Source organism: Kitasatospora sp. NPDC091276, assembly GCF_040684355.1.
GTDB lineage: Bacteria > Actinomycetota > Actinomycetes > Streptomycetales > Streptomycetaceae > Kitasatospora.
In genome coordinates, this window is the sequence record NZ_JBFBFU010000009.1 from 71004 (window position 1) to 96234 (window position 25231).

General features: G+C 71.3%; 21 protein-coding genes. 11 read left to right on the forward strand and 10 right to left on the reverse strand.

Translation table 11 applies throughout. The annotated features are described in order from the left end of the window. Positions 1 to 267 precede the first annotated feature (267 nt). A complete protein-coding gene (locus AB0O19_RS13535; protein ID WP_363579933.1) occupies positions 268 to 1692 on the forward strand; it encodes a CCA tRNA nucleotidyltransferase in 1425 nt (474 codons plus the stop codon). A gap of 58 nt (positions 1693 to 1750) precedes the next feature. On the opposite strand, the gene AB0O19_RS13540 is transcribed toward AB0O19_RS13535, so the two are convergent. The 5 genes from AB0O19_RS13540 to AB0O19_RS13560 form a co-directional block, all read right to left on the reverse strand. Next, the gene (locus tag AB0O19_RS13540) at positions 1751 to 2815 is read right to left on the reverse strand and encodes a hypothetical protein (protein ID WP_363619407.1); all 1065 of its coding nucleotides are present in this window, start codon (positions 2813 to 2815) and stop codon (positions 1751 to 1753) included. Positions 2816 to 2849: 34 nt separating this feature from the next. Continuing rightward, complete coding sequence (locus tag AB0O19_RS13545) at positions 2850 to 3494, reverse strand: hypothetical protein (RefSeq protein WP_363619408.1); 645 nt, start codon at positions 3492 to 3494, stop codon at positions 2850 to 2852. A 96-nt stretch (positions 3495 to 3590) separates the two neighbouring features. Continuing rightward, a complete protein-coding gene (locus AB0O19_RS13550; protein ID WP_363619409.1) occupies positions 3591 to 4928 on the reverse strand; it encodes an MFS transporter in 1338 nt (445 codons plus the stop codon). 140 nt (positions 4929 to 5068) lie between these two features. Next, complete coding sequence (locus AB0O19_RS13555; RefSeq protein WP_363579861.1) at positions 5069 to 6151, reverse strand: inositol-3-phosphate synthase; 1083 nt, start codon at positions 6149 to 6151, stop codon at positions 5069 to 5071. Positions 6152 to 6277: 126 nt separating this feature from the next. Next, complete coding sequence (locus AB0O19_RS13560; RefSeq protein WP_063348480.1) at positions 6278 to 6979, reverse strand: PadR family transcriptional regulator; 702 nt, start codon at positions 6977 to 6979, stop codon at positions 6278 to 6280. Between the two features lie 353 nt (positions 6980 to 7332). Here AB0O19_RS13560 and AB0O19_RS13565 point away from each other — a divergent pair, with 353 nt between their 5' ends. Continuing rightward, the gene (locus tag AB0O19_RS13565; RefSeq protein ID WP_363619410.1) at positions 7333 to 9990 is read left to right on the forward strand and encodes a transglycosylase domain-containing protein; all 2658 of its coding nucleotides are present in this window, start codon (positions 7333 to 7335) and stop codon (positions 9988 to 9990) included. A gap of 162 nt (positions 9991 to 10152) precedes the next feature. Continuing rightward, complete coding sequence (locus AB0O19_RS13570; RefSeq protein WP_363619411.1) at positions 10153 to 11730, forward strand: glycosyltransferase 87 family protein; 1578 nt, start codon at positions 10153 to 10155, stop codon at positions 11728 to 11730. A gap of 24 nt (positions 11731 to 11754) precedes the next feature. On the opposite strand, the gene AB0O19_RS13575 is transcribed toward AB0O19_RS13570, so the two are convergent. The 3 genes from AB0O19_RS13575 to AB0O19_RS13585 form a co-directional block, all read right to left on the reverse strand. Continuing rightward, a complete protein-coding gene (locus AB0O19_RS13575) occupies positions 11755 to 12789 on the reverse strand; it encodes an alanine racemase (RefSeq protein WP_363619412.1) in 1035 nt (344 codons plus the stop codon). Between the two features lie 13 nt (positions 12790 to 12802). Then, on the reverse strand, positions 12803 to 13921 hold the full coding sequence (locus tag AB0O19_RS13580; protein WP_063348484.1) for a peptidoglycan bridge formation glycyltransferase FemA/FemB family protein: 1119 nt from the start codon (positions 13919 to 13921) through the stop codon (positions 12803 to 12805). Positions 13922 to 14098: 177 nt separating this feature from the next. Beyond that, on the reverse strand, positions 14099 to 14398 hold the full coding sequence (locus AB0O19_RS13585; protein ID WP_063348485.1) for a hypothetical protein: 300 nt from the start codon (positions 14396 to 14398) through the stop codon (positions 14099 to 14101). A gap of 315 nt (positions 14399 to 14713) precedes the next feature. Between AB0O19_RS13585 and rpsF the strand changes: the two genes are divergently transcribed. From rpsF to rplI, 4 genes are all read left to right on the forward strand, one after another. Continuing rightward, the gene (rpsF, locus tag AB0O19_RS13590) at positions 14714 to 15004 is read left to right on the forward strand and encodes a 30S ribosomal protein S6 (protein WP_063348486.1); all 291 of its coding nucleotides are present in this window, start codon (positions 14714 to 14716) and stop codon (positions 15002 to 15004) included. A gap of 96 nt (positions 15005 to 15100) precedes the next feature. Further along, positions 15101 to 15718, forward strand: a complete 618-nt coding sequence (locus AB0O19_RS13595; protein ID WP_363619413.1) for a single-stranded DNA-binding protein — start codon at positions 15101 to 15103, stop codon at positions 15716 to 15718. 80 nt (positions 15719 to 15798) lie between these two features. After that, a complete protein-coding gene (rpsR, locus tag AB0O19_RS13600; protein ID WP_030304537.1) occupies positions 15799 to 16035 on the forward strand; it encodes a 30S ribosomal protein S18 in 237 nt (78 codons plus the stop codon). 17 nt (positions 16036 to 16052) lie between these two features. Continuing rightward, positions 16053 to 16499, forward strand: coding sequence for a 50S ribosomal protein L9 (gene rplI / locus AB0O19_RS13605; protein WP_063348488.1), 447 nt, complete (start codon positions 16053 to 16055; stop codon positions 16497 to 16499). 113 nt (positions 16500 to 16612) lie between these two features. Here the strand turns inward: rplI and AB0O19_RS13610 are convergent, their stop codons facing one another. Further along, complete coding sequence (locus AB0O19_RS13610) at positions 16613 to 17953, reverse strand: MATE family efflux transporter (protein ID WP_363579856.1); 1341 nt, start codon at positions 17951 to 17953, stop codon at positions 16613 to 16615. Between the two features lie 452 nt (positions 17954 to 18405). On the opposite strand from AB0O19_RS13610, the gene dnaB reads away from it, so the two are divergent. Further along, positions 18406 to 20043, forward strand: a complete 1638-nt coding sequence (dnaB, locus tag AB0O19_RS13615; RefSeq protein WP_363619414.1) for a replicative DNA helicase — start codon at positions 18406 to 18408, stop codon at positions 20041 to 20043. An 80-nt stretch (positions 20044 to 20123) separates the two neighbouring features. Next, complete coding sequence (locus AB0O19_RS13620) at positions 20124 to 21584, forward strand: acyltransferase (RefSeq protein WP_363619415.1); 1461 nt, start codon at positions 20124 to 20126, stop codon at positions 21582 to 21584. Positions 21585 to 21658: 74 nt separating this feature from the next. Here AB0O19_RS13620 and manA read toward each other — a convergent pair whose 3' ends face one another. After that, positions 21659 to 22849 (reverse strand): mannose-6-phosphate isomerase, class I, encoded by a 1191-nt coding sequence (gene manA, locus AB0O19_RS13625; protein WP_363619416.1) that lies wholly within the window; start codon positions 22847 to 22849, stop codon positions 21659 to 21661. A gap of 329 nt (positions 22850 to 23178) precedes the next feature. On the opposite strand from manA, the gene AB0O19_RS13630 reads away from it, so the two are divergent. Further along, positions 23179 to 23943, forward strand: a complete 765-nt coding sequence (locus tag AB0O19_RS13630; protein ID WP_363579852.1) for a polyprenol monophosphomannose synthase — start codon at positions 23179 to 23181, stop codon at positions 23941 to 23943. A gap of 232 nt (positions 23944 to 24175) precedes the next feature. Then, complete coding sequence (locus AB0O19_RS13635) at positions 24176 to 25222, forward strand: MBL fold metallo-hydrolase (RefSeq protein WP_363619417.1); 1047 nt, start codon at positions 24176 to 24178, stop codon at positions 25220 to 25222. The last annotated feature ends 9 nt before the right edge of the window (positions 25223 to 25231 follow it).

Consider the following 25231-nt stretch of genomic DNA (forward strand, 5'->3'; position numbering starts at 1 on the left):
GACGCTGTTCGCCGCGCTGGTGCCGCGGGAGCTCCGCCGTCCTCGGCGGCACGCGACACCGCATCCCCTGTCCGGTGCCCGAGACTCGTCCACCGGCATGGTAACGATGCAGCCCGTGGTGCAGTGTTGCGGGCCTTGGGGTGAGACGCCCAAAACGCGCGGGCGGTTGACCTGCCGGGCCACGTACTCTTGTGAGCCGTGTCCACTGCCAATGAGTCCACCGCGCACCTCGACCGTTCCAGCACCGCCGTCCAGGCCGTCCCAGGCCTGAGCGAGGCCCAGACCCTGGGGCTGCAAGAGCTGCTGCGGGTGTCGCCGGTGGCCGACGAGATCGCCCGTCGGTTCGAGGCGGCCGGCCACCGGCTGGCCCTGGTCGGCGGCTCGGTGCGGGACGCCCTGCTCGGCAGGCTCGGCAACGACCTGGACTTCACCACCGACGCCCGCCCGCAGCAGGTGCTCAGGCTGGTCAAGGGCTGGGCGGACGCGGTCTGGGACGTCGGCATCGCGTTCGGCACGGTCGGCGCCCGCAAGGACACCCCCGAGGGCTCCTTCCTGATCGAGATCACCACCTACCGCTCCGAGGCGTACGACCGGACCTCCCGCAAGCCCGAGGTCACCTACGGCGACACCATCGAGCAGGACCTGGTCCGCCGGGACTTCACCGTCAACGCGATGGCCGTCGACCTGCCCGGCCGCGGCTTCATCGACCCGCACCACGGCCTGGAGGACCTGGAGGCCCGGGTGCTGCGCACCCCCGCGACCCCCGAGGAGTCCTTCTCCGACGACCCGCTGCGGATGATGCGCGCCGCCCGCTTCGCCGCCCAGCTCGACTTCGAGCCGGCCCCCGAGGTCGTCGCCGCGATGACCGCCATGGCCGAGCGGATCACCATCGTGTCCGCCGAGCGCGTCCAGGCCGAGCTGAACAAGCTGCTGCTGGCCAAGCACCCGGTGAAGGGCCTGCGGCTGCTGGTCGACACCGGCCTGGCCGACCACGTGCTGCCCGAGCTGCCCGCACTGCGGCTGGAGCGGGACGAGCACCACCGGCACAAGGACGTCTACGAGCACTCGCTGACCGTCCTGGAACAGGCCGTCGACCTGGAGCAGGACGGCCCGGACCTCACCCTGCGGCTGGCCGCGCTGCTGCACGACATCGGCAAGCCGCGCACCCGCCGCTTCGAGTCGGACGGCCGGGTCTCCTTCCACCACCACGAGGTGGTCGGCGCCAAGATGACCCGCAAGCGGATGCGCGAGCTCAAGTACTCCAAGGAGCTCACCGAGGACGTCTCGCACCTGGTCGAACTGCACCTGCGCTTCCACGGCTACGGCGGCGGCGAGTGGACGGACTCCGCGGTGCGCCGCTACGTCACCGACGCCGGACCGCTGCTGGAGCGCCTGCACAAGCTCACCCGCTCCGACTGCACCACCCGCAACCGCAAGAAGGCGGCGGCGCTGTCGCGCACCTACGACGGCCTGGAGCAGCGGATCACCGAGCTGAAGGCCCAGGAGGAGCTGGACGCCGTCCGCCCGGCGCTGGACGGCAACCAGATCATGGAGCTGCTCGGGCTCAAGCCCGGCCCGCAGGTCGGCAAGGCGTACAAGCACATGCTCGAACTCCGGCTGGAGCACGGCCCGCTGGAGCACGACGAGGCGGTGGCCGCGCTGCGGGCCTGGTGGGCCGAGCAGCAGGGCTGAGCGACGCTGCGAGGGGTGGTCCCGGCCGACGCCGGGACCACCCCTCGGGCGTGCCGGGTCAGCCGTGGAGGCTCTGCAGGCAGAGCACGTAGTTGAGGGCCGGCAGGTTGGAGTAGGTGCGGGTGTAGGTGCTGTCCGACTTCGGCTGCTTCTCGCAGACCTTCTCGTCGGACGTGGCCAGGTACTTGAAGACCACCTTGTACTGGGCGCGGGAGTCGCCGCAGGGCAGCATGGTGATCTTCGGGTTGGCGTCGTGGGTCGCGCCGGTGCCGTTCTCGTTGCGCAGGCAGTCGCCGGGGTTGGCCCGGTCGATGCTGTCGGCCGCGGTGCTGGGGGCGGTCGGCGGCGGCAGCGTGATGGTGGGCACCGGCGGCATGCTGAACGTCGGCGAGGGGAACGGCCGCGGCGCGTGGGTCGGCAGCGGCGGCGCCGAGAAGGTGGTCACCGGGGGCACCGTCACCGTCGGTACCGCGATCGGCGCGGCCGGGCCGTCGTCCTTCGGGCCGAGCACTCCGGTGGCGGCCAGGACGAGCGTGACGACCACCGAGAGCGGCAGCAGCAGCATCAGCGCGTGCGGACGCCGGCCCAGCGGGACGCCGGGGTCGAGCTGGGGGCCGTGGCTGCCCGGGACGGGCGGCGGCAGCCGCTTGACCTTGCCGTTGGCGGCGAGGTTCAGCAGCAGGGTGATCGGCGCCAGCAGCACCGATGCCGGGCTCCACCAGCCCTGGACCAGGGTGCGGGCGGACAGGTCGCGCACCGTCGCCGTTCCGCAGGTGCGGCAGAACGGGCCCGGCATCCGCAGCATCCGGTACGCCAGGACCAGGCCCTGGTGGCCGCGGACGGTGGCGTCCACGGCCGGGAAGCCGCCGCAGAAGCGGCAGGCGGGACCGTCCTGCGGCGCCGGCGGCGGGTATCCGTACCCGTACCCGTAGCCGGGCGCGGGCGGCGGGGGGTAGCCGTACGGCTGGTCGGGCGGTGGCGGGGCGGCCGGGTAGCCGTAGCCGGGCGGCGGGCCCGGCGGCGGTGGCGGGGTCGGCCGGCCGTAGGGGTTTCCGGTGGCGTAGGGGTTGCCGTCGTCGGGCGACGGGGCACCGTACGGCAGCTGGGGCGGCGGAACGGACAAGAGATCCCCCGGGGATGCGGTGGTGGTGGAGAGGTCAGGCCTTCCCCGGCAGCGGGGCGCCGGCCGGGGTCATCGGGCCGAGGCAGAGCACGTACCGCTTCTTGTTCCAGCGGCGTCCGCTCTTGCCCGAGACGGCACTGGTGGTCTGCGGTGTCTGCCGGCAGCGGTTCACGTCGGTGGTGTCGCCGAACGTCGAAAGGACCCGGTAATTCGCTTTGGTGTCAGTGCACTTGACGATCTCGACGTCGCGCGTGCCGCTCACTCGGACGCAGTCGCCGGGTTTGGCGCTGCTGACGCTCGGCCCGCTGACGAAGTAGCCGACGGCCAGCGCGAGGCAGCCGCCGACCACGCCGACGATCCGCAGCTTCGCCTTGACGCCGCGCTTCGCGGCGGGCGCCTCGTCGGCCGGGGCGGGCGGCGGGTAGCCGTACGGGCCGGCGGGCGGCTGCTGGCCGTACGGCGGTTGGGCGCCGTAGCCGGGCGGCTGCTGGCCGTAGGCCGGGGGCGGTCCGAAGCCGGGCGGTGCGGGCTGGGGCGGTCCGGGTTGCGGCGGTCCGAAGCCGGGCGGTGCGGGCTGGGGCTGCGACGGGATGTACGGCACCTGCCCGTACGGCGGGGCCGGCTGCGGGGGCGGCCCGTACGGCGGAGGTGGCCCGTACGGGCCGGGCGGTGTGCTCATCAGTTCGTCCCCCGAGGCCGAGTGCTGTCGCTCCGACAGGTCTGACGTACCTTAGCGACTCGGTCGGACGCCCCCGTCCCGAGGGGCCGAGGGCCTTCAGGAGGCCTGGTCGCCGGGGAGCGGCCCGTACCGCCGGGCGGAGCGCAGGTAGAGGAGCGCCGAGAGCCCGTACACCGCGGCGACCCCGACGACCACCACGACCGAGCGGCCGGAGAGCGGCAGCACCAGCGCCGTGACCAGGGCGGCGGTCACGAAGGCGACGTTGAACAGCACGTCGTAGATCGCGAAGACCCGGCCGCGGTACTCGTCCTCGACCGACTCCTGGACCACGGTGTCGGCGCAGATCTTGGTGCCCTGGGTGACCACCCCGAGCAGCAGCGCCGCGAGCAGGCAGGGCAGCAGGGTGAAGCTCAGGCCGAGCGCCGGGACGAAGACCACCGGGGCCGCCAGGCAGACCGTCATCCAGCCGGCCAGGCCGAGCCGCCGGGTGCACCAGGGGCTGATCACCGCGGCGACGAAGAACCCGGCGGCGGACAGGCCGACCGCCTGGCCGAGCGTGACCAGTCCGGCCGCGCTGTCGGCCGGGTCGTTGAAGGTGTACCGGGCGAGCATCACCACGACCACGATCAGCACGCCGTAGCAGAACCGGGCCGCGGTGACGGCGGCCAGCGCGTGCACGGCGGGCCGGCAGTCCCGCACCAAGTGGCGCACGGCGGCGCCGAGTTCGACGGCGGCCCGGACCAGTGCCTGGCCGAGTGCCGGGCGGTCGCCGTGCTTCTCCGGGCCGAGCAGGTCGCGGTCCATCCGGCGGGCGGCCAGTGCGGCCGACAGGTAGAGCAGCGCGGCCACCGTGACCAGCGCGGCGTCGGCCTTCGGCCCGGGGGTCATCACCTGGTGCAGCAGGAAGCCGACCCCTCCGCCGGAGGCGGCGGCGACCGTGCCCAGCGTGGGGGAGAGCGCGTTGGCGGTGACCAGCTGGTCCTGCTCGACCACCCGGGGCAGGGCGGCGGACAGGCCGGCCAGGATGAACCGGTTGAGCGCGGTGACCAGCAGCGCCGAGGCGAAGAACAGCCAGGTCGGCGCCTCCGCCAGGAGCAGGGCGCCGGTGCCCAGGCCGAGCCCGAAGCGGGCCAGGTTGCCGTAGTAGAGCACCTGGCGGCGGCGCCAGCGGTCCAGCAGCACCCCGGCGAACGGGCCGATCACCGAGAACGGCAGCAGCATCACGGCCAGCACCGAGGCGATGTCGGCGGGGGAGGACTGCTTCTCCGGGGAGAACACGACGTAGGCGGCGAGCGAGACCTGGAAGACGCCGTCCGAGAGCTGGGAGAGCACCCGGGCGGTCAGCAGCCGCCGGAAGTCCCGGCCGCGGAGCAGACCGAGAAGCGTGGCACGGTGTGCGGACTGGTGGGTGCTGCCGTTCTCGGTGATCGCCACCCGCCCAGAGTGCCATGGAACCGGCCGCCGTTTCACGTGAAACATTCGCCGAGAAACGGTGAAGGGCCCACGATCCGATGATCGTGGGCCCTCCGGCGCGGCCGGCGGCGGTCACCCGCCGCCGGCTCCGGCGCTCGACCTCAGCGCTCGACCTCGCCGCGGATGAACTTCTCGACGTTCTCCTTGGCCTCGTCGTCGAAGTACTGCACCGGCGGGGACTTCATGAAGTACGAGGAGGCCGACAGGATCGGGCCGCCGATGCCGCGGTCCTTGGCGATCTTCGCGGCGCGCACGGCGTCGATGATGACACCGGCGGAGTTCGGGGAGTCCCAGACCTCGAGCTTGTACTCCAGGTTCAGCGGGACGTTGCCGAACGCGCGGCCCTCCAGGCGGACGTACGCCCACTTGCGGTCGTCCAGCCAGGCCACGTAGTCCGACGGGCCGATGTGGACGTTGTTGGCGCCCAGCTCGCGGTCGCGGATCTGCGAGGTGACGGCCTGGGTCTTGGAGATCTTCTTGGACTCCAGGCGCTCGCGCTCGAGCATGTTCTTGAAGTCCATGTTGCCGCCGACGTTCAGCTGCATGGTGCGCTCGAGGATGACACCGCGGTCCTCGAACAGCTTGGCCATCACGCGGTGCGTGATGGTGGCGCCGACCTGGGACTTGATGTCGTCACCGACGATCGGCACGCCGGCCTCGGTGAACTTGTCCGCCCACTCCTTGGTGCCCGCGATGAACACCGGCAGGGCGTTCACGAAGGCGACCTTGGCGTCGATGGCGCACTGGGCGTAGAACTTGGCGGCGGCCTCGGAACCGACGGGCAGGTAGCAGACCAGGACGTCGACCTGCTGGTCCTTGAGGACCTGGACGACGTCGACCGGGGTCTCGTCGGACTCCTCGATGGTCTCCCGGTAGTACTTGCCCAGGCCGTCGAGGGTGTGGCCGCGCTGGACGGTGACGCCGGTCGGCGGCACGTCGCAGATCTTGATGGTGTTGTTCTCGCTGCTGCCGATGGCGTCGGCCAGGTCGAAGCCGACCTTCTTGGCGTCGACGTCGAACGCGGCGACGAACTCCACGTCGCGGACGTGGTACTCACCGAACTGGACGTGCATCAGCCCGGGGACCTTGCCGGCCGGGTCGGCGTCCTTGTAGTACTCGACACCCTGCACCAGCGACGCGGCGCAGTTGCCCACGCCCACGATGGCTACGCGAACCGAACCCATTCCGGTTGCTCCCTGTGATCTCATGAGGGCCGCCGGGGTCGACGGCACTCGTCCTGCTTCTTCGATGACTGCTTGTACGGGCGCGAGGCGCCCACTCCTGCCGCGCGGCACAGGGCTGACGCGGTGTCAGCGCTCCTGGGCGGAGCGCCCCGGGCGGTCGTACGGTGGCCCGGGCGGGTCCTGGGACCCTTCCTCCTGGCCACGGCCGTCCGAAGTCTTGTGGGGTACGGCGGTGGTGTTGCCGCCGGTGGCGGGCCCGGTCCGGCCGGTGCGGTTGGCCCGCTCGGTCTCGATCAGCTCGTTGAGCCACCGGACCTCGCGCTCCACCGACTCCAGTCCGTGCCGCTGCAGCTCGACGGTGTAGTCGTCGAACCGCTCGCGGGCGCGGGCCAGCGAGTTGCGCATCTTCTCCAGTCGCTCCTCCAGCCGGCTGCGGCGCCCTTCCAGGACGCGCATCCGCACGGCCCGGTCGGTCTGGCCGAAGAACGCGAAGTGGACGCCGAAGTGCTCGTCCTCCCAGGCGTCGGGCCCGGAGTCGGCGAGCAGCTCCTCGAAGCGCTGCTTGCCTTCGGGGGAGAGCCGGTAGACGGTCTTGGACCGCTTGCCGTTGAGCGCGGTGGCCGGGACGTACTCGACGTCCGGGTTGTCCTCGACCAGGAAACCCTGGGCGACCAGGCTCTTCAGGCACGGGTAGAGCGTTCCGTACGAGAACGCCCGCAACGTTCCGAGCAGGACGTTGAGCCGCTTGCGCAGCTCGTAGCCGTGCATCGGGGCGTCGTGGAGCAGACCGAGAACGGCGAACTCCAGCACTCCTGAGCGCCTGCCCATTGCCGTCGTCCTCCTTCCTCTCGGCCGTCGTCCGGCCGCTGCATCGGGCGGTATGCCGCGTCGATGTATCGGCTCGATATATCGAGAACAGTAAACCGGGCCCTCGGAACGGGCAAGGGGGGCACGCGTGAAGGTGATCACAAGCCGACGCGCAGGAGTGATTGGCAACGGGCGTGTAATGATCTGCTGCCGTTTTGCGGTCATTGGGGACTGATGCCCGATTAGTTGGGATTCCCGGCTGCGTACGCTGTCGCGTGTGCACGAGGACCACCTCCGGGGTTAGGGCGGTTGGCGGGCATCGGACGTGAACCCTGCCTTCAGGCTGGAACCGCCTGGCGAGGAGTGGCTGCAACATGAGTGAACGACGGCGAAGGACGCCCAGCCCGGGCGGTGACGGGCAGCAGCCCCCGGGTGGTGGTGGCCGTCAGGGCGGACCCGGCCGGGACGAGGTGAGCTCGGACGGCATCGGCCGCCGGCGCCCCCCGGGCGAACGGGAGACCGCTCAGCAGCCCCGGATGGGCCGCGCCGAGATGCGCAAGGCCGCCCAGAAGGGCGGCAAGGGCGGCCGGCGCGGTGCTGCCGCCGCGTCCGCGGCCGCCGCCGCAGGCCCCGGCAAGAAGCGGTTCATCGACTACCCGCGCTTCGGCAAGACCGGCGTCCGGCGCTGGCTGCCGTCCTGGCGGCAGTGGCTGAGCGGCTTCCTGATCGTCTTCGCCACCTGCGTGGGCGGGGTGTTCTACCTCTACCAGACCACTGAGATCCCGAAGCTCAAGGATCTGATGAAGGACCAGAACACGATCTACTACTGGGCCGACGGCTCGGAGATGACCCGCAAGGGTGAGACCAACCGTCAGATCGTCGAGCTCTCCGACATCAGCCCCAACCTGCAGAACGCCGTGATCGCGGCGGAGAACCAGACCTTCCGCGAGGACAGCGGCATCGACCCCAAGGGCATGCTCCGCGCCGTCTACAACATGGCCAAGGGCGGCGAGACCCAGGGCGCCTCGACGATCACCCAGCAGTACGTGAAGAACGCGTACCTCAGCCAGGAGCAGACCCTCAGCCGCAAGCTGAAGGAGTTCTTCATCACGCTGAAGATCAATCAGAAGATGCAGAAACCGGACATCCTCAAGGGGTACCTGAACACCAGCTGGTTCGGTCGAGGCTCGAACGGCGCCCAGGCCGCGGCGCAGGCCTACTACGGGGTCGACGCCAAGGACCTCGACCTCTGCCAGAGCGCCATGCTGGCCGGCCTGTTGAAGGGCGCGTCGTACTACGACCCCAGCAACCCGGCCAACAAGGAGCGGGCCCAGGGGCGGTGGGCCTGGATCCTCGAGAACATGGTGAAGACCAAGGCCATCACCCCGGAGGAGCGGGCGAAGTGCACCACCTTCCCCGACCCGATCCCGCAGAAGCCCAGCTCCAACATGAACGGTGAGGTCAGCTACCTGGTCGACACCGCCAACAAGTACCTGATGGCCACCGACAAGACGATCACTCAGCAGATGATCGACAAGGGCGGTCTGAAGGTCTACACCACCTTCGAGAAGGACAAGGTCGACGCCCTGAAGAAGGCCGTCGACGACGTCAAGGGCGAGAACCTCAACGCCCAGAAGCGCCCCAACAACGACACCTTCATCCAGTTCGGCTCCGCCAGCATCCGCCCCGGCGACGGCGCGATCGTCGCCCTCTACGGCGGCGACGGCGTGGAGAACGGCCACTTCGACAACAACGCCGACGCCATCGGCGTCCAGGTCGGCTCGACCTTCAAGCCCTTCGTGCTGGCGACCGCCATGCAGATCGGCGTCCAGACGGCCACCGACGACAAGGGCAAGCCGAAGCGGATCAACGCCGACAGCCGCTACCTGTCCGACGACATGTCCGAGATCCGCAAGCCGGACGGCTCGCTGGTGATCGGCGACGACGGCAAGCCCTACCGGCAGAAGAACGAGGACTCCGGCAAGCGCGGCTACGTCTCGCTGCGGGCGGCCATGCAGAACTCGTTCAACGTGCCCTTCGTCCAGCTCAACCAGGACGTCGGCGGTCAGAACGTGGCCAACATCGCCGAGCAGATGGGCGTCAGGAAGGAGAGCTTCGCCGATCCGAAGACCCCGACCTTCGCCCTCGGCACCTCCACCATCAGCCCGATCCGGATGGCCACCGCCTACGGCACCCTGGCGGCCAGCGGCAAGGAGGCCGAGCCCTACTCGGTCACCAAGGTCGAGGTGAACGGCATCGAGCGCCCGGGCTTCGGCAAGAAGGACGCCAAGGTCGCCCTGGAGCCGGCCGTCGCGGACAACGTCACCGACGTGCTGGTGAACGTGGTGAAGAACGGTACCGGGTTCAAGGCCAAGGAGCTGGGCCGCCCGGTGGCCGGCAAGACCGGTACCACCGACCAGAACAAGTCGGCCTGGTGGGTCGGCTACACCCCGCAACTGGTGACCAGCGTCGCGATGTGGCGCGAGGACCCGAGCAAGCACGAGCGGCTGTCGCTCAACGGCACCGGCGGCAAGGAGTCCATCCACGGTGGTGACATCCCGACCGACGTCTTCACCCGGTACATGAAGGCCGCGCTGGCCAACGAGAAGAAGATGGACTTCCCGACCCCGCAGCCGGTCGGCACCGAGGTGGACTCCTCCGGCGCCCCGGTCTCGCCGAGCATGACGCCCACGCCGACGACGAGCGACACCCCGTCGGCCCCGCCCGCGACCCAGCCGGCCAACAACCAGCCGCCGCCGACCAACAACAACCAGCCGCAGCCGCCCGTGTCCAGCCAGGGCCCGGGCTGTGTCCCGGGCGTGGACTGCCCGGGCACGCAGCCGAGCCAGACGTCGACGCACAAGACGACCAACCCCGGTCCGACGAGCAGCTGCGGCCTCCTCGGCTGCAGCACGCCCCCGCCCACGGCGCCGCCGACGGACCCCCCGCCGACGACCACCAAGCCGAGCGGCAGGCCGTCGACCCCGTCCTCGACCGGCGGGGGCGGTGGACAGAACGGGCTGTTGCCCTGACCACCACCCGCTGAGCGGATGAACCGAACGGCGGTGGCGGCCCTCTCCGGAGGGCCGCCACCGCCGTTTCGTCATGATTCGCCGTGCCACCGGGCGACGGAGGCCGGGCCCGTTGCGGGGTCCTCCTCGTCCCGGTGGGGCCGGTGCGGCAGGATGTCCGGCATGACGTCGAGCGATCGTGACGAATCCGCAGGGCCGGCCGGGCCCGGCGACGCCGCAGGACCGGTCGGGCCGGCCGTCGCCACGGCCGCGCCGCCGGTCAACACCGTGGTCGTCCCGGCCGACGAGGACCCGGTGGCGGCGGCCGGCAGCGAGGTGATCGGCGGCCCGCCGGGCCGTCGGGCGCTGCTGGGCGTCTCGTGGTGGATCCCGGCGCGCTTCCTGGCGCTGGCGGTGATCGTGGTCTCGGTGCTCGGCATGGTGCAGAAGGCGCCCTGCTACAACCAGGCCTGGTTCCAGCCGGGTTCGCCGCAGTACATCCACGCCTGCTACAGCGACATCCCGCACCTGTTCTCCGGCCGCGGCTTCTCGGCCGGGCTGCATCCGTACGTGGACCGCATCCCGGGCACCTCGGGGGATCTGCAGTACCTCGAATACCCGGTGCTGACCGGCCTGTTCATGCAGGTCGCGGCCTGGCTGACGCCCGGCGCCGGCACCGCGCAGGACCAAGAGCGGTGGTTCTGGGCGATCAACGCGGGGCTGCTGATGGCCTGCGCGGTGGTCGCCGTGGTGGCGCTCTCGCGCACCCACCGCCGCCGCCCCTGGGACGCCCTGCTGTTCGCGCTCGCGCCCGTCCTGCTGCTGAACGGCACGGTCAACTGGGACCTCCTCGCGGTCGCGCTGGCCGCCGTGGCGATGGCCTGGTGGTCCGGCTCCCGGCCCGGCTGGGCGGGTGTCTTCATCGGCCTGGCCACCGCGGCCAAGCTCTACCCGGTGCTGCTGATCGGCCCGCTGCTGGTGCTCTGCTGGCGGGCCGGGAAGTGGCGCGAGTTCCGGGTGATGCTGGCCGGCGCGGCCGGCTCCTGGCTGCTGGTCAACCTGCCGATCATGGCGGCCAACTGGCAGGGCTGGTCGACCTTCTACGTGTTCAGCAAGCACCGCGCCGAGGACTACGGCTCGTTCTGGCTGATCCTGATGCAGAGCCGGGGCACGGGGCTGGCCGACCTCGACCTCTACATCGGCGTGCTGATGGTCCTCGGCTGCCTGGCCATAGCGTGGCTCGGCTTCTCGGCGCCCCGCCGCCCGCGTTTCGCGCAGCTGGTCTTCCTGGTGGTCGCCCTGTTCGTGCTGGTCAACAAGGTGTACTCGCCGCAGTACGCGCTCTGGCTGCTGCCGCTCGCGGTGCTGGCCCGGCCGCGCTGGCGGGACTTCCTGATCTGGCAGGCCTGCGAGGTGCTGTACACCCTGGGCATCTGGTCCCACCTGGGCTTCGTCACCGGGCCCAAGCAGCACGGGATCGGCGAGGCCTGGTACCACTTCGCGGTCGTGCTGCACCTGCTGGGCACGCTCTACCTGGTGGTCATGGTGGTCCGCGACGCCCTGCAGCCGGACCGCGACCCGGTGCGCTGGGACGGCAGCGACGACCCGTCGGGCGGGGTGCTCGACCGGGCCCCGGACGTGTTCGTGCTGGGCACCGCCCGGACGCTGCGCGAGGAGGAGAGCTACGCCGGATACGCGCCGGCCGGCTCCGAGCAGTGGCTGGACGAGCCAGGACTGCCGGAACCGGCCGAGAAGGCGTAGGCGCTCACGGGCGCTTCGGTCGCTCTAGCGGTCCACCACGCGGTCGAAGTGCGTGGTGGTGTGCCGGACCTGGAGGCCGAGCTCCTCGCCGATCGCGGGGGGCTTGGTCTCGCCGTCCAGGAACAGCAGCGAGACCTGCATGTGCGGCGGCTCGGCGAACCAGAGCTGCTTGCCGGCCCAGTGGAACGGCGACTTGGTCTTGTTGACGGTCGCCAGGCCGGCCCGGGCGATGCCCTTGGCCCGGGAGGCCATGGTCTGCACGTACTTGGGCGCCTCCAGGCCGATGCCGTGCGCGGTGCCGCCGGCCACCACCACGATGTGGCCGTCGGCCGGCGCCGGGTGCTGGCGGTAGCCGTAGCGGTCGCCCTTCCTCACCGGGGTGACGTCCAGCACCGTGGCCCGGACCTCCAGCGCGCCGTGGTCGCCCAGCCAGAGCCGGGTGCCGATCCGGGCCCGGAAGACGATGTCCGGGTAGCGCTGGGCCAGCTGCTCCATGCCGGCCGCGCCGAGGTGGCTGACGTACACGGTGTGCACCGGCACCCCGGCCGCCCGGGCGGTGTCCACCCAGTGGACGACCTCCTCGGTCGGGCTGGAGCCGTCCGGCCGGTCCATCGGCAGGTGCAGCGCCAGGCCCTCGAAGGCGACGCCGTCCAGCTCGGCGGCGACGGCCGTGAGGTCGGCGGCGCTCACCCCGTGGCGGCGCATGGAGGTCATGCACTCCACCACCACCCGGGCGCCGCGCAGCGCCCGCAGCGCGTCCAGGTTCGCCACCGTCCGGATCACCCGGGCGTGCGGCAGCGGCAGGACCTCCTCGCCGACCCGGTACGGGGTGAGCACCAGCAGCTCGCCGCCGTACCACTCGGCGGCGTCGGCCGCCTCGTACGCGGTGCCGACGGCCAGCACACCGGTGCCCAGCAGCGTCGCCTCCTCGGCCAGCCGGTGGTTGCCCAGGCCGTAGCCGTTCCCCTTGGCGACCGGCACCAGGCCGGGGAACTCGGCGAGGACGGAGCGCTGGTGGGTGCGCCAGCGTTCGGTGTCGAGGTAGAGCGACAGCGTCATCGGGTCAGCCTCCTCAGCGGCGGGACATGTAGAGGTCGAGGGCCTTGTGCAGCAGCTTGTTGAGCGGGAAGTCCCACTCGCCGAGGTACTCGGCGGCCTGGCCGCCGGTGCCGACCTTGAACTGGATCAGGCCGAACAGGTGGTCGTTCTCGTCCAGGGTGTCGCTGATGCCGCGCAGGTCGTAGACGCCGCCGCCGAGCGCGTAGGAGTCGCGCATCATCCGCCACTGGATCGCGTTGGACGGCTTGACCTCGCGCTTGTGGTTGGCCGAGGCGCCGTAGGAGTACCAGACGTGCTCGCCGACCACCAGCATCGTGGTCGCGGCCAGCGGCTCGCCGTCGTGGTAGGCGATGTAGAGCCGCATCCGGTTCTGGTCCTCGGCGGTGAGGGCCTTCCACATCCGCTGGAAGTAGGACAGCGGGCGCGGGGTGAACTTGTCGCGCTCGGCGGTCACCAGGTAGAGCTGGTGGAAGATCGGCAGCTCGTCGTAGCCGCCCTGGTACACCTCGACGCCGCTCTTCTCGGCCTTCTTGATGTTGCGGCGCCAGAGCTGGTTGAAGTTCTTGTGGATGTCGTCCAGCGAGCGGTTGGCCAGCGGCACCTGGAACACGTAGCGCGGCTGGACGTCGCCGAAGCCGGCGCCGCCGTCCTCGCCCTGCAGCCAGCCGGCCTTGCGCAGCCGGTCGGCCACCTCGAAGGCGCGCGCCTCGTACCAGTCGGCCTCGACGTCGCGCAGGCGCTTGGCCTGCTTGCCGGCGATGGCCTCCTTGATGGTGGGGGCGTTCCAGCGGCGGATGACGATCGGCGGGCCCATCTTGACCGAGAACGCGCCCTGCGACTTGAGGTGCGCGAGCATCGGGGAGAGCCAGCGGTCGAGGTCCCGGTCGAACCAGTCGATGACCGGGCCCTCGGGCAGGTAGGCGAGGTAGCGCTTGAGCTTGGGCAGCTGCCGGTAGAGCACCAGGCCGGCGCCGACGAGCTGGTTGGCCTCGTCGAACCAGCCGATCGACTCCGAGCGCCACTCGGCCTTCACGTCGCCCCACGACGGCACCTGCATGTGGCTGGCCGAGGCGCGGCTCCTGATGAAGGCGAGGTGCTCCTCGCGGGTGATCGTCCTCAGGCGCAGGCTCATTGCTCGGTGCTCCTCGTCGGTCGGGCTGCGGTGGGCCCAGGTTCTCGGGCTGACCCTATCGTCCGGGGCCCGGGCGCCCGCCGCTGCGGGCGCGACGGCGCCCCCGTCGCGTACCTGTCTCCTTGCAGATACGCCACGGGGGCGCCGAGGGTTCCGGAACGGTGCGACCGGGGCGGCTCAGCCCCAGAGGCCGCCCCGGGCGATGCCGAGGTAGAAGCCGATGGCGGAGGCGCCGAGCGTGATCATCAGCACGAAGCGCTCGGCCGTGGTGACCGAGACGAACATGCCGAGCAGCCCCGTGATGATCCCGAACAGGCCGGTCCACGAGGTCAGCAGGTGCAGGTTGTGGAAGAACGAGGTGGTGAAGGCGATCACGCCCAGCACGGCGGTGAGGCCCACCAGGGCGTTCTCGCGGGGGTGCGGGTGGCCGTCGGTGTTCAGTGTGAGCGCGGGCATGCGGTGGACGGACTGGGCCATGTGTCCCACCTCCTGGCGTGGAGACGAACGGGCAGGAATCCCGTTCCGTCCAGATTGCGGCGGTTGGGTCGGTCTCACAACCCCTATGCGTTTTGTTCGGCCGTCCGGGTGCGGGTAGGCTGTGCCGTCTGCACTGGTGTAGTTGTGCCCCCTTGCGCCCTCTTCCGGGCGACCACCCCGTCGGGTGAGCGGGGCCCGATTGTCGGACCCGGCCGCTACGGTGGCCGGTGTCGTCACTGCTCCGGTGCCGACGCTGCACAACCCTCCTGCCACGGAGAGACCGTGGCCGTTGAGTCCAAAGGAGGTGGGTTACCCATGCGTCACTACGAGGTGATGGTCATCCTCGACCCCTCGGTCGAGGAGCGCGCTGTCTCCCCCCTGATCGAGAACTTCCTCACCGTCGTCCGGAACGCCGGCGGCAAGGTGGAGAAGGTCGACACCTGGGGTCGTCGCCGTCTGGCTTACGAGATCAACAAGCAGTCCGAGGGCATCTACTCGGTCATCGACCTGAAGGCCACGCCTGAGGTCGTCAAGGAGCTCGACCGCCAGATGGGCCTGAGCGAGTCGGTTCTGCGGACCAAGGTCCTGCGCCCGGACACCCACTGAGCCACCTCTGAGGCCTTCGGGTCTCGGGTAGCTCGCGTCCGCTGTTTCACGTGAAACAGCGGTGAACGGACATCTTCCCGAGAGGTCATCACCACCATGGCAGGCGAGACCGTCATCACCCTCGTCGGCAATCTCGTCGACGACCCCGAGCTGCGCTTCACCCCGTCGGGTGCGGCGGTCGCGAAGTTCCGTATCGCGTCCACCCCCCGCACCTTCGACCGTCAGACGAACGAGTGGAAGGACGGCGAGAGCCTCTTCCTCACGTGCAACGTCTGGCGGCAGCCGGCGGAGAACGTGGCCGAGTCGCTGCAGCGCGGCATGCGCGTCATCGTGCAGGGCCGACTGCGCCAGCGGTCTTACGAGACCAAGGAAGGCGAGAAGCGGACGGTCTTCGAGGTCGAGGTCGACGAGGTCGGCCCGAGCCTGCGCTCGGCGACCGCGAAGGTCACCCGGGCCAACCGGTCCGGTGGCCCCGGCGGCCCCGGTGGCGGCTTCGGCGGCCAGCAGGGCGGCGGCGGTGGCCAGCAGGGCGGCTGGGGCGGCGGTGGCGGCCAGCAGGGCGGCGGCAGCTGGGGTGGAAACTCCGGCGGCGGCGGCCAGTCCGGCCCCTCCGACGACCCGTGGGCGTCCAGCACTCCGTCCGGCGGCCAGCAGGGCGGCGGCAGCTGGGGCGCCCCGTCCGGTGGCGGCTTCTCGGAAGAGCCCCCGTTCTAAGAGCTGACAGATTTCGTGCGGCCCGGCCGCCGGCGTCCTGAGGACGCAGGCCGGGCCGTGAACCCCAAATGGAGCACACAATGGCGAAGCCGCCTGCTCGCAAGCCGAAGAAGAAGGTTTGCGTCTTCTGCAAGGACAAGGTCAACTACGTTGACTACAAGGACACGAACCTGCTGCGGAAGTTCATCTCCGACCGTGGCAAGATCCGTGCCCGCCGGGTCACCGGCAACTGCACCCAGCACCAGCGTGACGTCGCCACGGCCGTGAAGAACAGCCGTGAGATGGCGCTGCTGCCCTACACCAGCACCGCGCGCTAAGAGAGGGTGACCAAGTAATGAAGATCATCCTCACGCACGAGGTGCCGGGTCTCGGCTCCGCCGGCGAGGTCGTCGAGGTCAAGGACGGCTACGCCCGCAACTACCTGGTTCCGCGTGGCTACGCCATCCGCTGGACCAAGGGCGGCCAGAAGGACGTCGACGCGATCCGTCGCGCCCGCAAGATCCACGAGATCCAGACCCTTGAGGCCGCCAACGAGGTCAAGGGCAAGCTCGAGGGCGTCCAGGTCAAGCTGGCCGTTCGCTCGGGCGACGCCGGCCGTCTGTTCGGTTCGGTGACCCAGGCCGACGTCGTGGAGGCCATCAAGGCCGCCGGCGGCCCGGCCGTGGACAAGCGCGCCGTCGCGATCGCCTCGCCGATCAAGACCGTGGGCACCCACAAGGTCTCGGTCAAGCTGCACGCCGACGTCCAGGCCAACCTCGACGTCGCCGTCGTCGCTGCCTGAGTTCCGTAGCAGTGGCCTGAGGGCCGGACTCCTCCGGGAGTCCGGCCCTCGGTCGTGTTCCGGCGCGTTCGGTGCTGGAGCGTTCGCTGCCGGCGCCCTCGGCCCCGGCGCCGTCAGCCCCGGACGGCCCCGGTGACCAGCCAGCGGCCGCCGCGCGCCCGCCCGACCAGGAAGGCCGCGCGGACCAGCATGAACAGGTTCATCGCCCACCACAGTCCGGCCAGCCCGGTGCCGGTGGCCGGCACCGCGATCGCCGCCGGGGTGAACACCGCCAGGGTCGCGATCGCCGCCCAGGCCAGGTAGGGGCCGTCCCCGGCGCCCATCAGCACCCCGTCCAGCACGAAGACCAGGCCGGCGACCGGCTGGCTGAGCGCGAGCAGCAGCAGGGCGGTGTCCAACTGCCCCTGCACCGCCGGATCGGGCGTGAACAGCGGGACGTACAGCGGGCGGGCGGCCACCACCAGCAGTCCCAGCAGCACGCCCGAGCCGATGCCCCACTCGACCATCCGGCGGGTGGCGGCCCTGGCGCCCGGGACGTCCTCGGCGCCCAGGTAGCGGCCGATGATCGCCTGGCCGGCGATCGCGATGGCGTCCAGGGCGAAGGCCAGGAAGCTGAACAGCGTCATGGTGATCTGGTGCGCGGCCACCTGGTCGTCGCCCAGCCGGGCGGCCACCGCGGTGGCGATCATCAGCACCGCGCGCAGGCTGACCGTCCGGACCAGCAGCGGACCGCCCGCCCTCGCGCTGGCCCGGATGCCGGCCGCGTCCGGCCGCAGCGAGGCGTGCTCGCGCCGCGCCCCGCGCACCACCACGACCAGGTAGACGGCGGCCATCCCGGTCTGCGCGAGCACGGTGCCCCAGGCCGAGCCGGCCACCCCGAGCCCGGCGCCGTACACCAGGCCGGCGTTCAGGCCGATGTTGGCGGTGAAGCCCGCGATCGCCACCAGCAGCGGCGTGCGGGTGTCCTGGAGGCCGCGCAGCACGCCGGTGGCGGCCATCACCATGAGCATCGCGGGGATGCCCAGGGCGCTGATCCGCAGGTACGTCACGGCGTAGGGGGCGGCGGTCTCCGAGGCCCCCAGGACGTCGGCCGCCCAGGGTGCCAGCAGCACGGTGAGCAGCACCACCGGGACGGCCAGGCCGAGGGCGAGCCAGATGCCGTCGACGCCCTGTTGGACGGCGCCGCGGCGGTCCCCGGCACCGATCCGGCGGGCCACCGCCGCGGTGGTGGCGTAGGCGAGGAAGACGAACACGCCGGTCGCGGTGGACAGCGCGGCGGCGGCGACGCCGACCCCGGCCAGCTGCGGGGTGCCGAGGTGGCCGACGATCGCCGAGTCGGCCATCAGGAACAGCGGTTCGGCGACCAGCGCGCCGAAGGCCGGGACGGCCAGCGCGAGGATCTCCCGGTCGTGCCGGCGTCTGGAGGGGGTCGGGGCTGCGGGAGGGGCGGTCATGGGCTCCAGGCTACTCATCCACAGGTAATGACTGCTAGTGGCAGTTGGCCATTACTCGAATTCTTGAGCGAGGCGCTCGGTCCGCTTCGCGCCCGCGGGCGCCCGGCTGCGTGTGAAGAATTTCTCATGCACAGGCCCGGTAAGAGGTAATGCCTGGTCAACAGGTTGACGGTGGGCAGATGGTCTGGTTATCCACAGAGCCTTCCACAGGGGCGTCCACAGCTTTGCGGCACTTCTCCACAGCCCGGGGCCGCTCGTCCACACCCCCTGTGGATAACCGCCTTGGCTGAACGGCTCCCGGCGCCTTAGCGTGGGCCCTCCGCCCGACACTCCCGCCCGCCCCGGCGTCCGATTTGTCGGTGCCGTGGCGTACAAAGAGGAGCGGCTCCGCTCCACCCAGCCACCGGCAAGGCCCGCTCCAACTCGCACCACTCGCTGATCGGGGAACACGCGTGACCGGCCCCCAGTACGACGACCACGACGCCCCGCCGCCGGAGGAGGACTGGCAGCCCGCCGAGGACCCCTTCCCGGCCGGCGCCTTCGACGACGCGTCCTTCCCCGACGGGCCCGGCGACCGGCTCCCGGTCTCCCGCAGCCGCACCGGCCAGGGCGGCGGCCGGGAGGGCAACCGGGACGGCGGCGGTCGCGAGGGCGGCTTCCAGAAGGGCGGCAAGGGAAGCCGGAGCGGCTCCCAGCGCGACGGTTCGCAGAGCGGTGGCGGCGGCTGGCAGCGCCGCGACGACGAGGGCCAGGGCGGCGTGGACGGCTTCGAGCGCGTCCCCCCGCAGGACCTCGCGGCCGAGCAGTCCGTCCTCGGCGGCATGCTGCTCTCCAAGGACGCCATCGCCGACGTGGTCGAGGTGCTCAAGCCGGCCGACTACTACCGGCCCGCGCACGAGATGGTCCACGGTGCGATCCTCGACCTGTACGCCCGCGGCGAGCCGGCCGACCCGATCACCGTGGCCGGCGAGCTCACCAAGCGCGGCGAGCTCCAGCGCGTCGGCGGCGCCTCCTACCTGCACACCCTGGTCAACTCCGTCCCGACCGCCGCCAACGCCGAGTACTACGCCCAGATCGTCCACGAGCGCGCCGTCCTGCGCCGTCTGGTCGAGGCCGGCACCCGGATCGCCGGCATGGGCTACGCGGCCGAGGGCGACGTCGACGAGATCGTCAACGCAGCCCAGGCGGAGATCTACGCCGTCACCGAGCAGCGCACCAACGAGGACTACGCGCCGCTCGCCGACATCATGGAGGGCGCCCTCGACGAGATCGAGGCGATCGGCTCCCGCAACGGCCAGATGTCCGGCGTCCCGACCGGCTTCGCCGACTTCGACGCGCTCACCAACGGCCTCCACCCCGGCCAGATGATCGTGATCGCGGCCCGCCCCGCGATGGGCAAGTCGACCCTGGCGCTGGACTTCGCCCGCGCCTGCTCGATCCAGAACAAGCTGCCGAGCGTGATCTTCTCGCTCGAAATGGGCCGCAACGAGATCGCCATGCGCCTGCTGTCCGCCGAGGCCCGGGTCGCGCTGCACCACATGCGTTCCGGGAACATGACGGACGACGACTGGACCCGCGTCGCCCGCCGGATGCCCGACGTCAGCGAGGCGCCGCTGTTCATCGACGACTCCCCGAACCTGTCGATGATGGAGATCCGGGCCAAGTGCCGCCGGCTCAAGCAGCGCAACGACATCAAGCTGGTCGTCATCGACTACCTCCAGCTGATGCAGTCCGGCGGCTCCCGCCGGGCGGAGAACCGCCAGCAGGAGGTCTCCGACATGTCGCGAAACCTGAAGCTGCTGGCCAAGGAGCTGGAAGTCCCGGTCATCGCGCTCTCCCAGCTGAACCGTGGCCCCGAGCAGCGCACCGACAAGCGGCCGATGGTCTCCGACCTGCGCGAGTCCGGCTCGATCGAGCAGGACGCCGACATGGTCATCCTGCTCCACCGTGAGGACGCCTACGAGAAGGAGTCCCCGCGCGCCGGTGAGGCCGACCTGATCGTCGCCAAGCACCGTAACGGCCCGACCGCCACCATCACGGTGGCCTTCCAGGGCCACTACTCGCGCTTCGTCGACATGACCCGGGACTAGCAGCGGCCGGGGGCATCGGGGGGCCTCGTCCGACCGTCACCGAGGCGAACGCATCAGTGTGATGAGCTACTGTCCGTGCGGTGAAAACGATACGACAGCTGTCCGCCCGCCGGGCCGGGGGAAGCAAGCAGGCTCGGGCGGGCGGGTCGGCCAGTCGGCTGGGCTGGCTCGACGCGCTTCGCGGCGTGGCCGCCCTGGTGGTGGCGCTCCACCACTTCGACGTCCTGAAGATGCTGCCGGACGGGGTGGCGTCCTTCATCTGGTGGCACGCGGACCTGGGCCTCTACGGCGTCATGCTGTTCTTCCTGGTCAGCGGTTACATCATCCCGGCCTCGCTGGAGCGCCGCGGGGACGTGCGGGCGTTCTGGATCGGACGGATCTTCCGGCTCTGGCCACCGGTGATCATCGGTATCACGGTGGCGCTGGCCATCATCCCGAAGGGCGACGGCTCGGTCGCGCTCTTCGCCACCGATCACGACCTGATCTACGTGGCCGCCAACTCGACCATGCTGCAGGACTTCATGGGCGTCTGGAACGGCCTGGGCGTCATGTGGACCCTCAGCTACGAGATGGTCTTCTACTACATGGTCACCGCGCTCTTCACGGTCGGCCAGCACCGCCGCAGCGGCCCGATCGCGGTCGGCTTCGCCGGCGTGGCGCTGCTCTTCGGCACCTCCATCGCCTCCCACACGCTGACCAGCGACATCACCTCGACCCGCAACCTGGTCTGGGGCTCCGTCCTGATCGTGCTGTTCGGCTTCGCCTGCGTGCTGAGCGGCCGACCGAACCTGACCCGGGTCGGGGCGATCACGCTCGGTCTGCTGGGCTTCGTGCTGATGTACAACAACAGCCGGGCCCCGATGTTCGAGACCCTGATGATCTTCGCGACGATGTTCGCGGGCACCGCGATCTACCGGGCCGAGAACCGCCAGATCGACCGCCTCCAGGCGATCCTGTGCTGCGGCTTCGTGGTCGTCGCGGGGGTGGCCGTCGCCTGGATGTACAACCGTGACGGCATGGAGCAGAACACCTGGACGGCCGGCTGGATGGCCTGGGCCGGCTCCTACCTCGGGGCCTGGATCACGTTCGGCATCGGCATGGCGCTGCGCAAGCGCCGCTTCCCGAAGCCGCTCACCTGGCTCGGCGGGATCAGCTTCTCGCTCTACCTGCTGCACGTCCCGCTGGTGCACACCATCCAGCCGCTGCTGCACGTGCCCAAGGTGCCGCCGACGACCGGCGGCAAGCTGATCTGGACGGCCGAGTACCTCGTCGTGATCATGCTGGCGAGCTGGGTGATGTACCGGCTGGTGGAGCTGCCCGTGCAGAAGCTGGGCCGCAAGGTGGCCAAGGCGGTCGAGCGCCGCTGGCCGGGCGGTGCCCCGCAGCCGGCGGCCGCCGCGTCGATCGGGGCGCCCGCGACCGGCGAGGCCGCCGGGGCTGTTCCGGCCCAGTCCGGGGAGAAGGGCCAGGGCGGGGGCCAGGATCAGGAACAGGTGCCGGTCGAGGTCGGAGCCGGCGGCCCGGGGCAACGGGTCGGCTGACCGCCGCACGGACACACCGAGGGCTCGCCTCCCACCCGGGAGGCGAGCCCTCGGCGCGTGGCCCCCGGGCGCGGTCAGACGGTGACGGTGGAGCGGAAGAGGGTCGTGGCGGTGCCGGACAGCCGGGTGGGGGCGCCGGTGGCGGGGAGGAAGGCCGACCGGCCGCGGGCGAGGTCCAGGGTGGTGCCGTCGGCGGCGGTGAGCCGGGCGGTGCCCTCGGTGCAGAGCAGGATCTGCGGGGCGCGGCCGTCGATCTCGCGGTCCCGGCCGTCCAGGACGAAGCGGGAGAGCCGGAACTCGTCGATCGGGACGGGGTAGAGCTCCTCGCCGGCGGTGCCGTCGACCGGGCGGGGGTGCAGCAGCTCGGGGGCGCAGGCCTCGAAGACCAGGACCTTCAGCAGCTCGGGCAGGTCGATGTGCTTGGGGGTGAGGCCGGCCCGCAGCACGTTGTCGGAGTTGGCCTGGAGTTCGACGCAGGCACCCGCCAGGTAGGCGTGCGGCACGCCGGCGTCCAGGTAGAGCGCCTCGCCGGCCCGGAGCCGGAAGTGGTTGAGCAGCAGGGCGGCGATCAGGCCGCGGTCCTCCGGGAAGTCCTCGGCGATCCGGGCGTACGGCCCGTAGTCGCCGGCCGGGTCGGTGCGGGCCAGGGCCTCGGCCGTCTCCCGGACGGTCTCCTCGGCGGCCTTCCCGTCCATGGTGAGGATGGCGGCCAGCGTGCCGCGCAGCGCCTCGGCCTCGTCCTCGACGGCCAGCAGGTCGATCAGCGGGGCGAGCCCGGGCACCGCGAGCCCGGCCATCAGCCCGGCCGCCTCGGCGGGCCGCCGGAAGCCGCAGAGTCCCTCGAAGGCGCCCAGCGCGCAGACCATCTCGGGCTTGTGGTTGGCGTCGCGGTAGCTCCGCTCGGGGGCGTCCAGCGGGACGCCGAGGGCGTTCTCGGCAGCGAACCCGGCGCGGGCCTGCGCGATCGTGGGGTGGGCCTGGATGGACAGCGGGATGCCCGCGGTCAGGATCTTGAACAGGAACGGCAGGGTCGGACCGAACCTGGCGACGGTCGCGGCGCCGAGCTCGCCCTCGGGGTCGGCCGCGATCAGCTCGTCCAGCCGGCGGGGCCCCTCGCCCCGGTCGGCCCGGGACGGGTCGCCGGGGTGGGCGCCCATCCACAGCTCGGCCTGCGGTTCGCCGGTCGGCTCCTGCCCGAGCAGTTCGGGCAGGGCGGTCAGCGACCCCCAGGCGTACGGGCGGACGGTGTTGATGAGCCTGTCCATGCGCGCGGTCCTACTCCTTCGCTGGGTGGCGGGTGTGCCGGATCGTCGGGGCAACGGGCCCGGCGGTGCGGGGGGCCGGGCACGGGCAAGGTCATCGACCCTAGCCGACCGGTGTCGCCCGCGAGGAAACGGCGGGTACCGGAGGGGAGTGCCCTGGCCGGACCGGTGGTTCCCGGGCGCGGTAGTAGGATGCCAGGACGCAGTAGTCTCCGCCCTGCACAGCAGTTTCCACCGTGGTCACCCCGTCGGCGGGCTGCCGGCGGAGCCGCGTTCCAGAGTGCGGGCGATGGTGTTCTGACACTCCCCGCCATCGGCCGAGAGGTTTGTACGTGACCGTGAACCAGCAGAGTTTTGCTGATCTCGGCAGGGTCCTGGTGATCATTCCGACCTACAACGAGGCGGAGAACGTCGAGCGGATCGTCGGCCGGGTGCGGGCGGCGGTCCCCGAGGCCCACGTGCTGGTCGCCGACGACAACAGCCCCGACGGCACCGGCGAACTGGCCGACAAGCTGTCCGCCGAGGACCCGAACGTGCACGTCATGCACCGCAAGGGCAAGGAGGGCCTGGGCGCCGCCTACCTCGCGGGCTTCCGCTGGGGCATCGACCACGGCTACGACGTCCTGGTCGAGATGGACGCGGACGGCTCGCACCAGCCCGAGGAACTGGACCGGCTGCTGGGCGCGCTGCGCGGCGCCGACCTGGTGCTGGGCTCGCGCTGGGTGCCGGGCGGCCGGGTGGTGAACTGGCCGAAGTCGCGCCTGCTGCTCTCCCGCGGCGGCTCGACCTACTCGCGGCTGGCGCTGGGCGTGCCGATCCGGGACGTCACCGGCGGCTACCGGGCGTTCCGCAAGGAGACCCTGCTGGGCCTGGGCATGGACGAGGTGGCCTCGGCCGGGTACTGCTTCCAGGTCGACCTGGCCTGGCGCACGGTGAAGGCCGGGTTCAAGGTGGCCGAGGTGCCGATCACCTTCGTCGAGCGCGAGCTGGGCGCGTCCAAGATGAGCCGCAACATCGTGGTCGAGGCGCTGTGGCGGGTGACCGCCTGGGGCGTCTCCGACCGGCTGGCCCGCCTGCGCGGCGCGGTCAAGCGCTGACCTCCACGACGTAACCGCCCGGGGCCCGTCCGTCGTCACGACGGACGGGCCCCGGGCGGTTACGTGCCCTGGGGCAGGCCGCCCACAACGCCGAAGCGCCGGCCGTTTGAACCGCGGTGTGACCTGAGCCGGAAGGCGCGCCCCGCCGGGCGCGCCTTCCGCGCAATCCGACACCGGTACTCCCATGCTGTAGGGCGCAGGAAGTCCGACCGCCGACCAGAGGGAGCAGCCAGTGACGTCGTCCCCGTCCGAGGAGGGCGCCGGCGCGGAGCGCACGGCCGCCGAGGCCGCCGCCCCGGACCCCGAGCGGCCCGCCCGCCCGCTGGAGACCGCCGTCTTCACCGGCCCCGAATCGGCCTTCTTCGCCACCTCCACCCTGATCCTCGGCGAGCGGACCGCGATCCTGGTCGACGCCCAGCTCACCCGCAGCGCCGGCCGCGAACTCGCCGAATGGGTCGCCGGCAAGGGCCGCCGACTGCTCGCCATCGTCGTCACCCACCACCACCCCGACCACTACTTCGGCGCCGAGGAGGTGCTGAGGCTCTTCCCCGACGCCCGGCTGCTGGCCGCGCCCGCCGTGGTCGACGGCATCCGGCGCACCGCCGCCGCCAAGGTCGCCCAGTGGAAGCCGGTCTACGGCGACGACATCCCGGACCACCCGCTGATCCCCGCCCCGCTGCTGCCGCAGCCGCTCATGCTCGACCGCCAGGTCATCCCCGTGCTGCTGCTCGGCCAGGCCGACTGCGGCGACTCGACGGTCGTCCACGTGCCGAGCATCCGGACGGTGATCGCCGGGGACTTCGCCTACAACGGCACCCACGTCTGGACCGCCGACACCACCCCGGCCCAGCGCACCACCTGGGGCCACAACCTCGGCCGGATCGCCGACCTCGGCGTGGACCGGGTCATCGCCGGCCACCGCGCCCCCGACCAGGGCGACGACGCCGCCCGGGTGCTCGCCTTCACCGGCGAGTACCTCCAGGACTTCGACCGGCTGCTGGCCGAGCACCCGCACGACCCGGAGGCACTGGTCACCGCGATGAACGAGCGGTACGGGGAGCTGACGCTGCCGGCCATCCTGGAACTGGGCGCCGCCGCCAACGCCGCCCGGGCGGCGCGAGGGGGCGAGATCGTCGAGGCGGAGATCGTCGAGGACGACATCATCGAGGCGGAGATCGTCGAGGACGAGCTCGTCGAGGAGCCCGAGGAGTCCACGGAGTCCACGGAGCCCGAGGAGCCCGGGAAGTCCCCGGAGCCCGGGACGGGCGGAGCAGAGTAGGGCGGATAC

Excerpts from the sequence above, each read along its gene's own strand:
- rplI (WP_063348488.1), top strand. The coding sequence starts at position 16,053 with ATGAAGATCATCCTCACGCACGAGGTGCCGGGTCTCGGCTCCGCCGGC.
- AB0O19_RS13560 (WP_063348480.1), bottom strand. The coding sequence starts at position 6,979 with ATGGGCAGGCGCTCAGGAGTGCTGGAGTTCGCCGTTCTCGGTCTGCTC.
- AB0O19_RS13595 (WP_363619413.1), top strand. The coding sequence starts at position 15,101 with ATGGCAGGCGAGACCGTCATCACCCTCGTCGGCAATCTCGTCGACGAC.
- rpsR (WP_030304537.1), top strand. The coding sequence starts at position 15,799 with ATGGCGAAGCCGCCTGCTCGCAAGCCGAAGAAGAAGGTTTGCGTCTTC.
- AB0O19_RS13570 (WP_363619411.1), top strand. The coding sequence starts at position 10,153 with ATGACGTCGAGCGATCGTGACGAATCCGCAGGGCCGGCCGGGCCCGGC.
- AB0O19_RS13565 (WP_363619410.1), top strand. The coding sequence starts at position 7,333 with ATGAGTGAACGACGGCGAAGGACGCCCAGCCCGGGCGGTGACGGGCAG.
- manA (WP_363619416.1), bottom strand. The coding sequence starts at position 22,849 with ATGGACAGGCTCATCAACACCGTCCGCCCGTACGCCTGGGGGTCGCTG.
- AB0O19_RS13585 (WP_063348485.1), bottom strand. The coding sequence starts at position 14,398 with ATGGCCCAGTCCGTCCACCGCATGCCCGCGCTCACACTGAACACCGAC.
- AB0O19_RS13575 (WP_363619412.1), bottom strand. The coding sequence starts at position 12,789 with ATGACGCTGTCGCTCTACCTCGACACCGAACGCTGGCGCACCCACCAG.
- AB0O19_RS13610 (WP_363579856.1), bottom strand. The coding sequence starts at position 17,953 with ATGACCGCCCCTCCCGCAGCCCCGACCCCCTCCAGACGCCGGCACGAC.
- rpsF (WP_063348486.1), top strand. The coding sequence starts at position 14,714 with ATGCGTCACTACGAGGTGATGGTCATCCTCGACCCCTCGGTCGAGGAG.
- AB0O19_RS13555 (WP_363579861.1), bottom strand. The coding sequence starts at position 6,151 with ATGGGTTCGGTTCGCGTAGCCATCGTGGGCGTGGGCAACTGCGCCGCG.
- AB0O19_RS13545 (WP_363619408.1), bottom strand. The coding sequence starts at position 3,494 with ATGAGCACACCGCCCGGCCCGTACGGGCCACCTCCGCCGTACGGGCCG.
- AB0O19_RS13580 (WP_063348484.1), bottom strand. The coding sequence starts at position 13,921 with ATGAGCCTGCGCCTGAGGACGATCACCCGCGAGGAGCACCTCGCCTTC.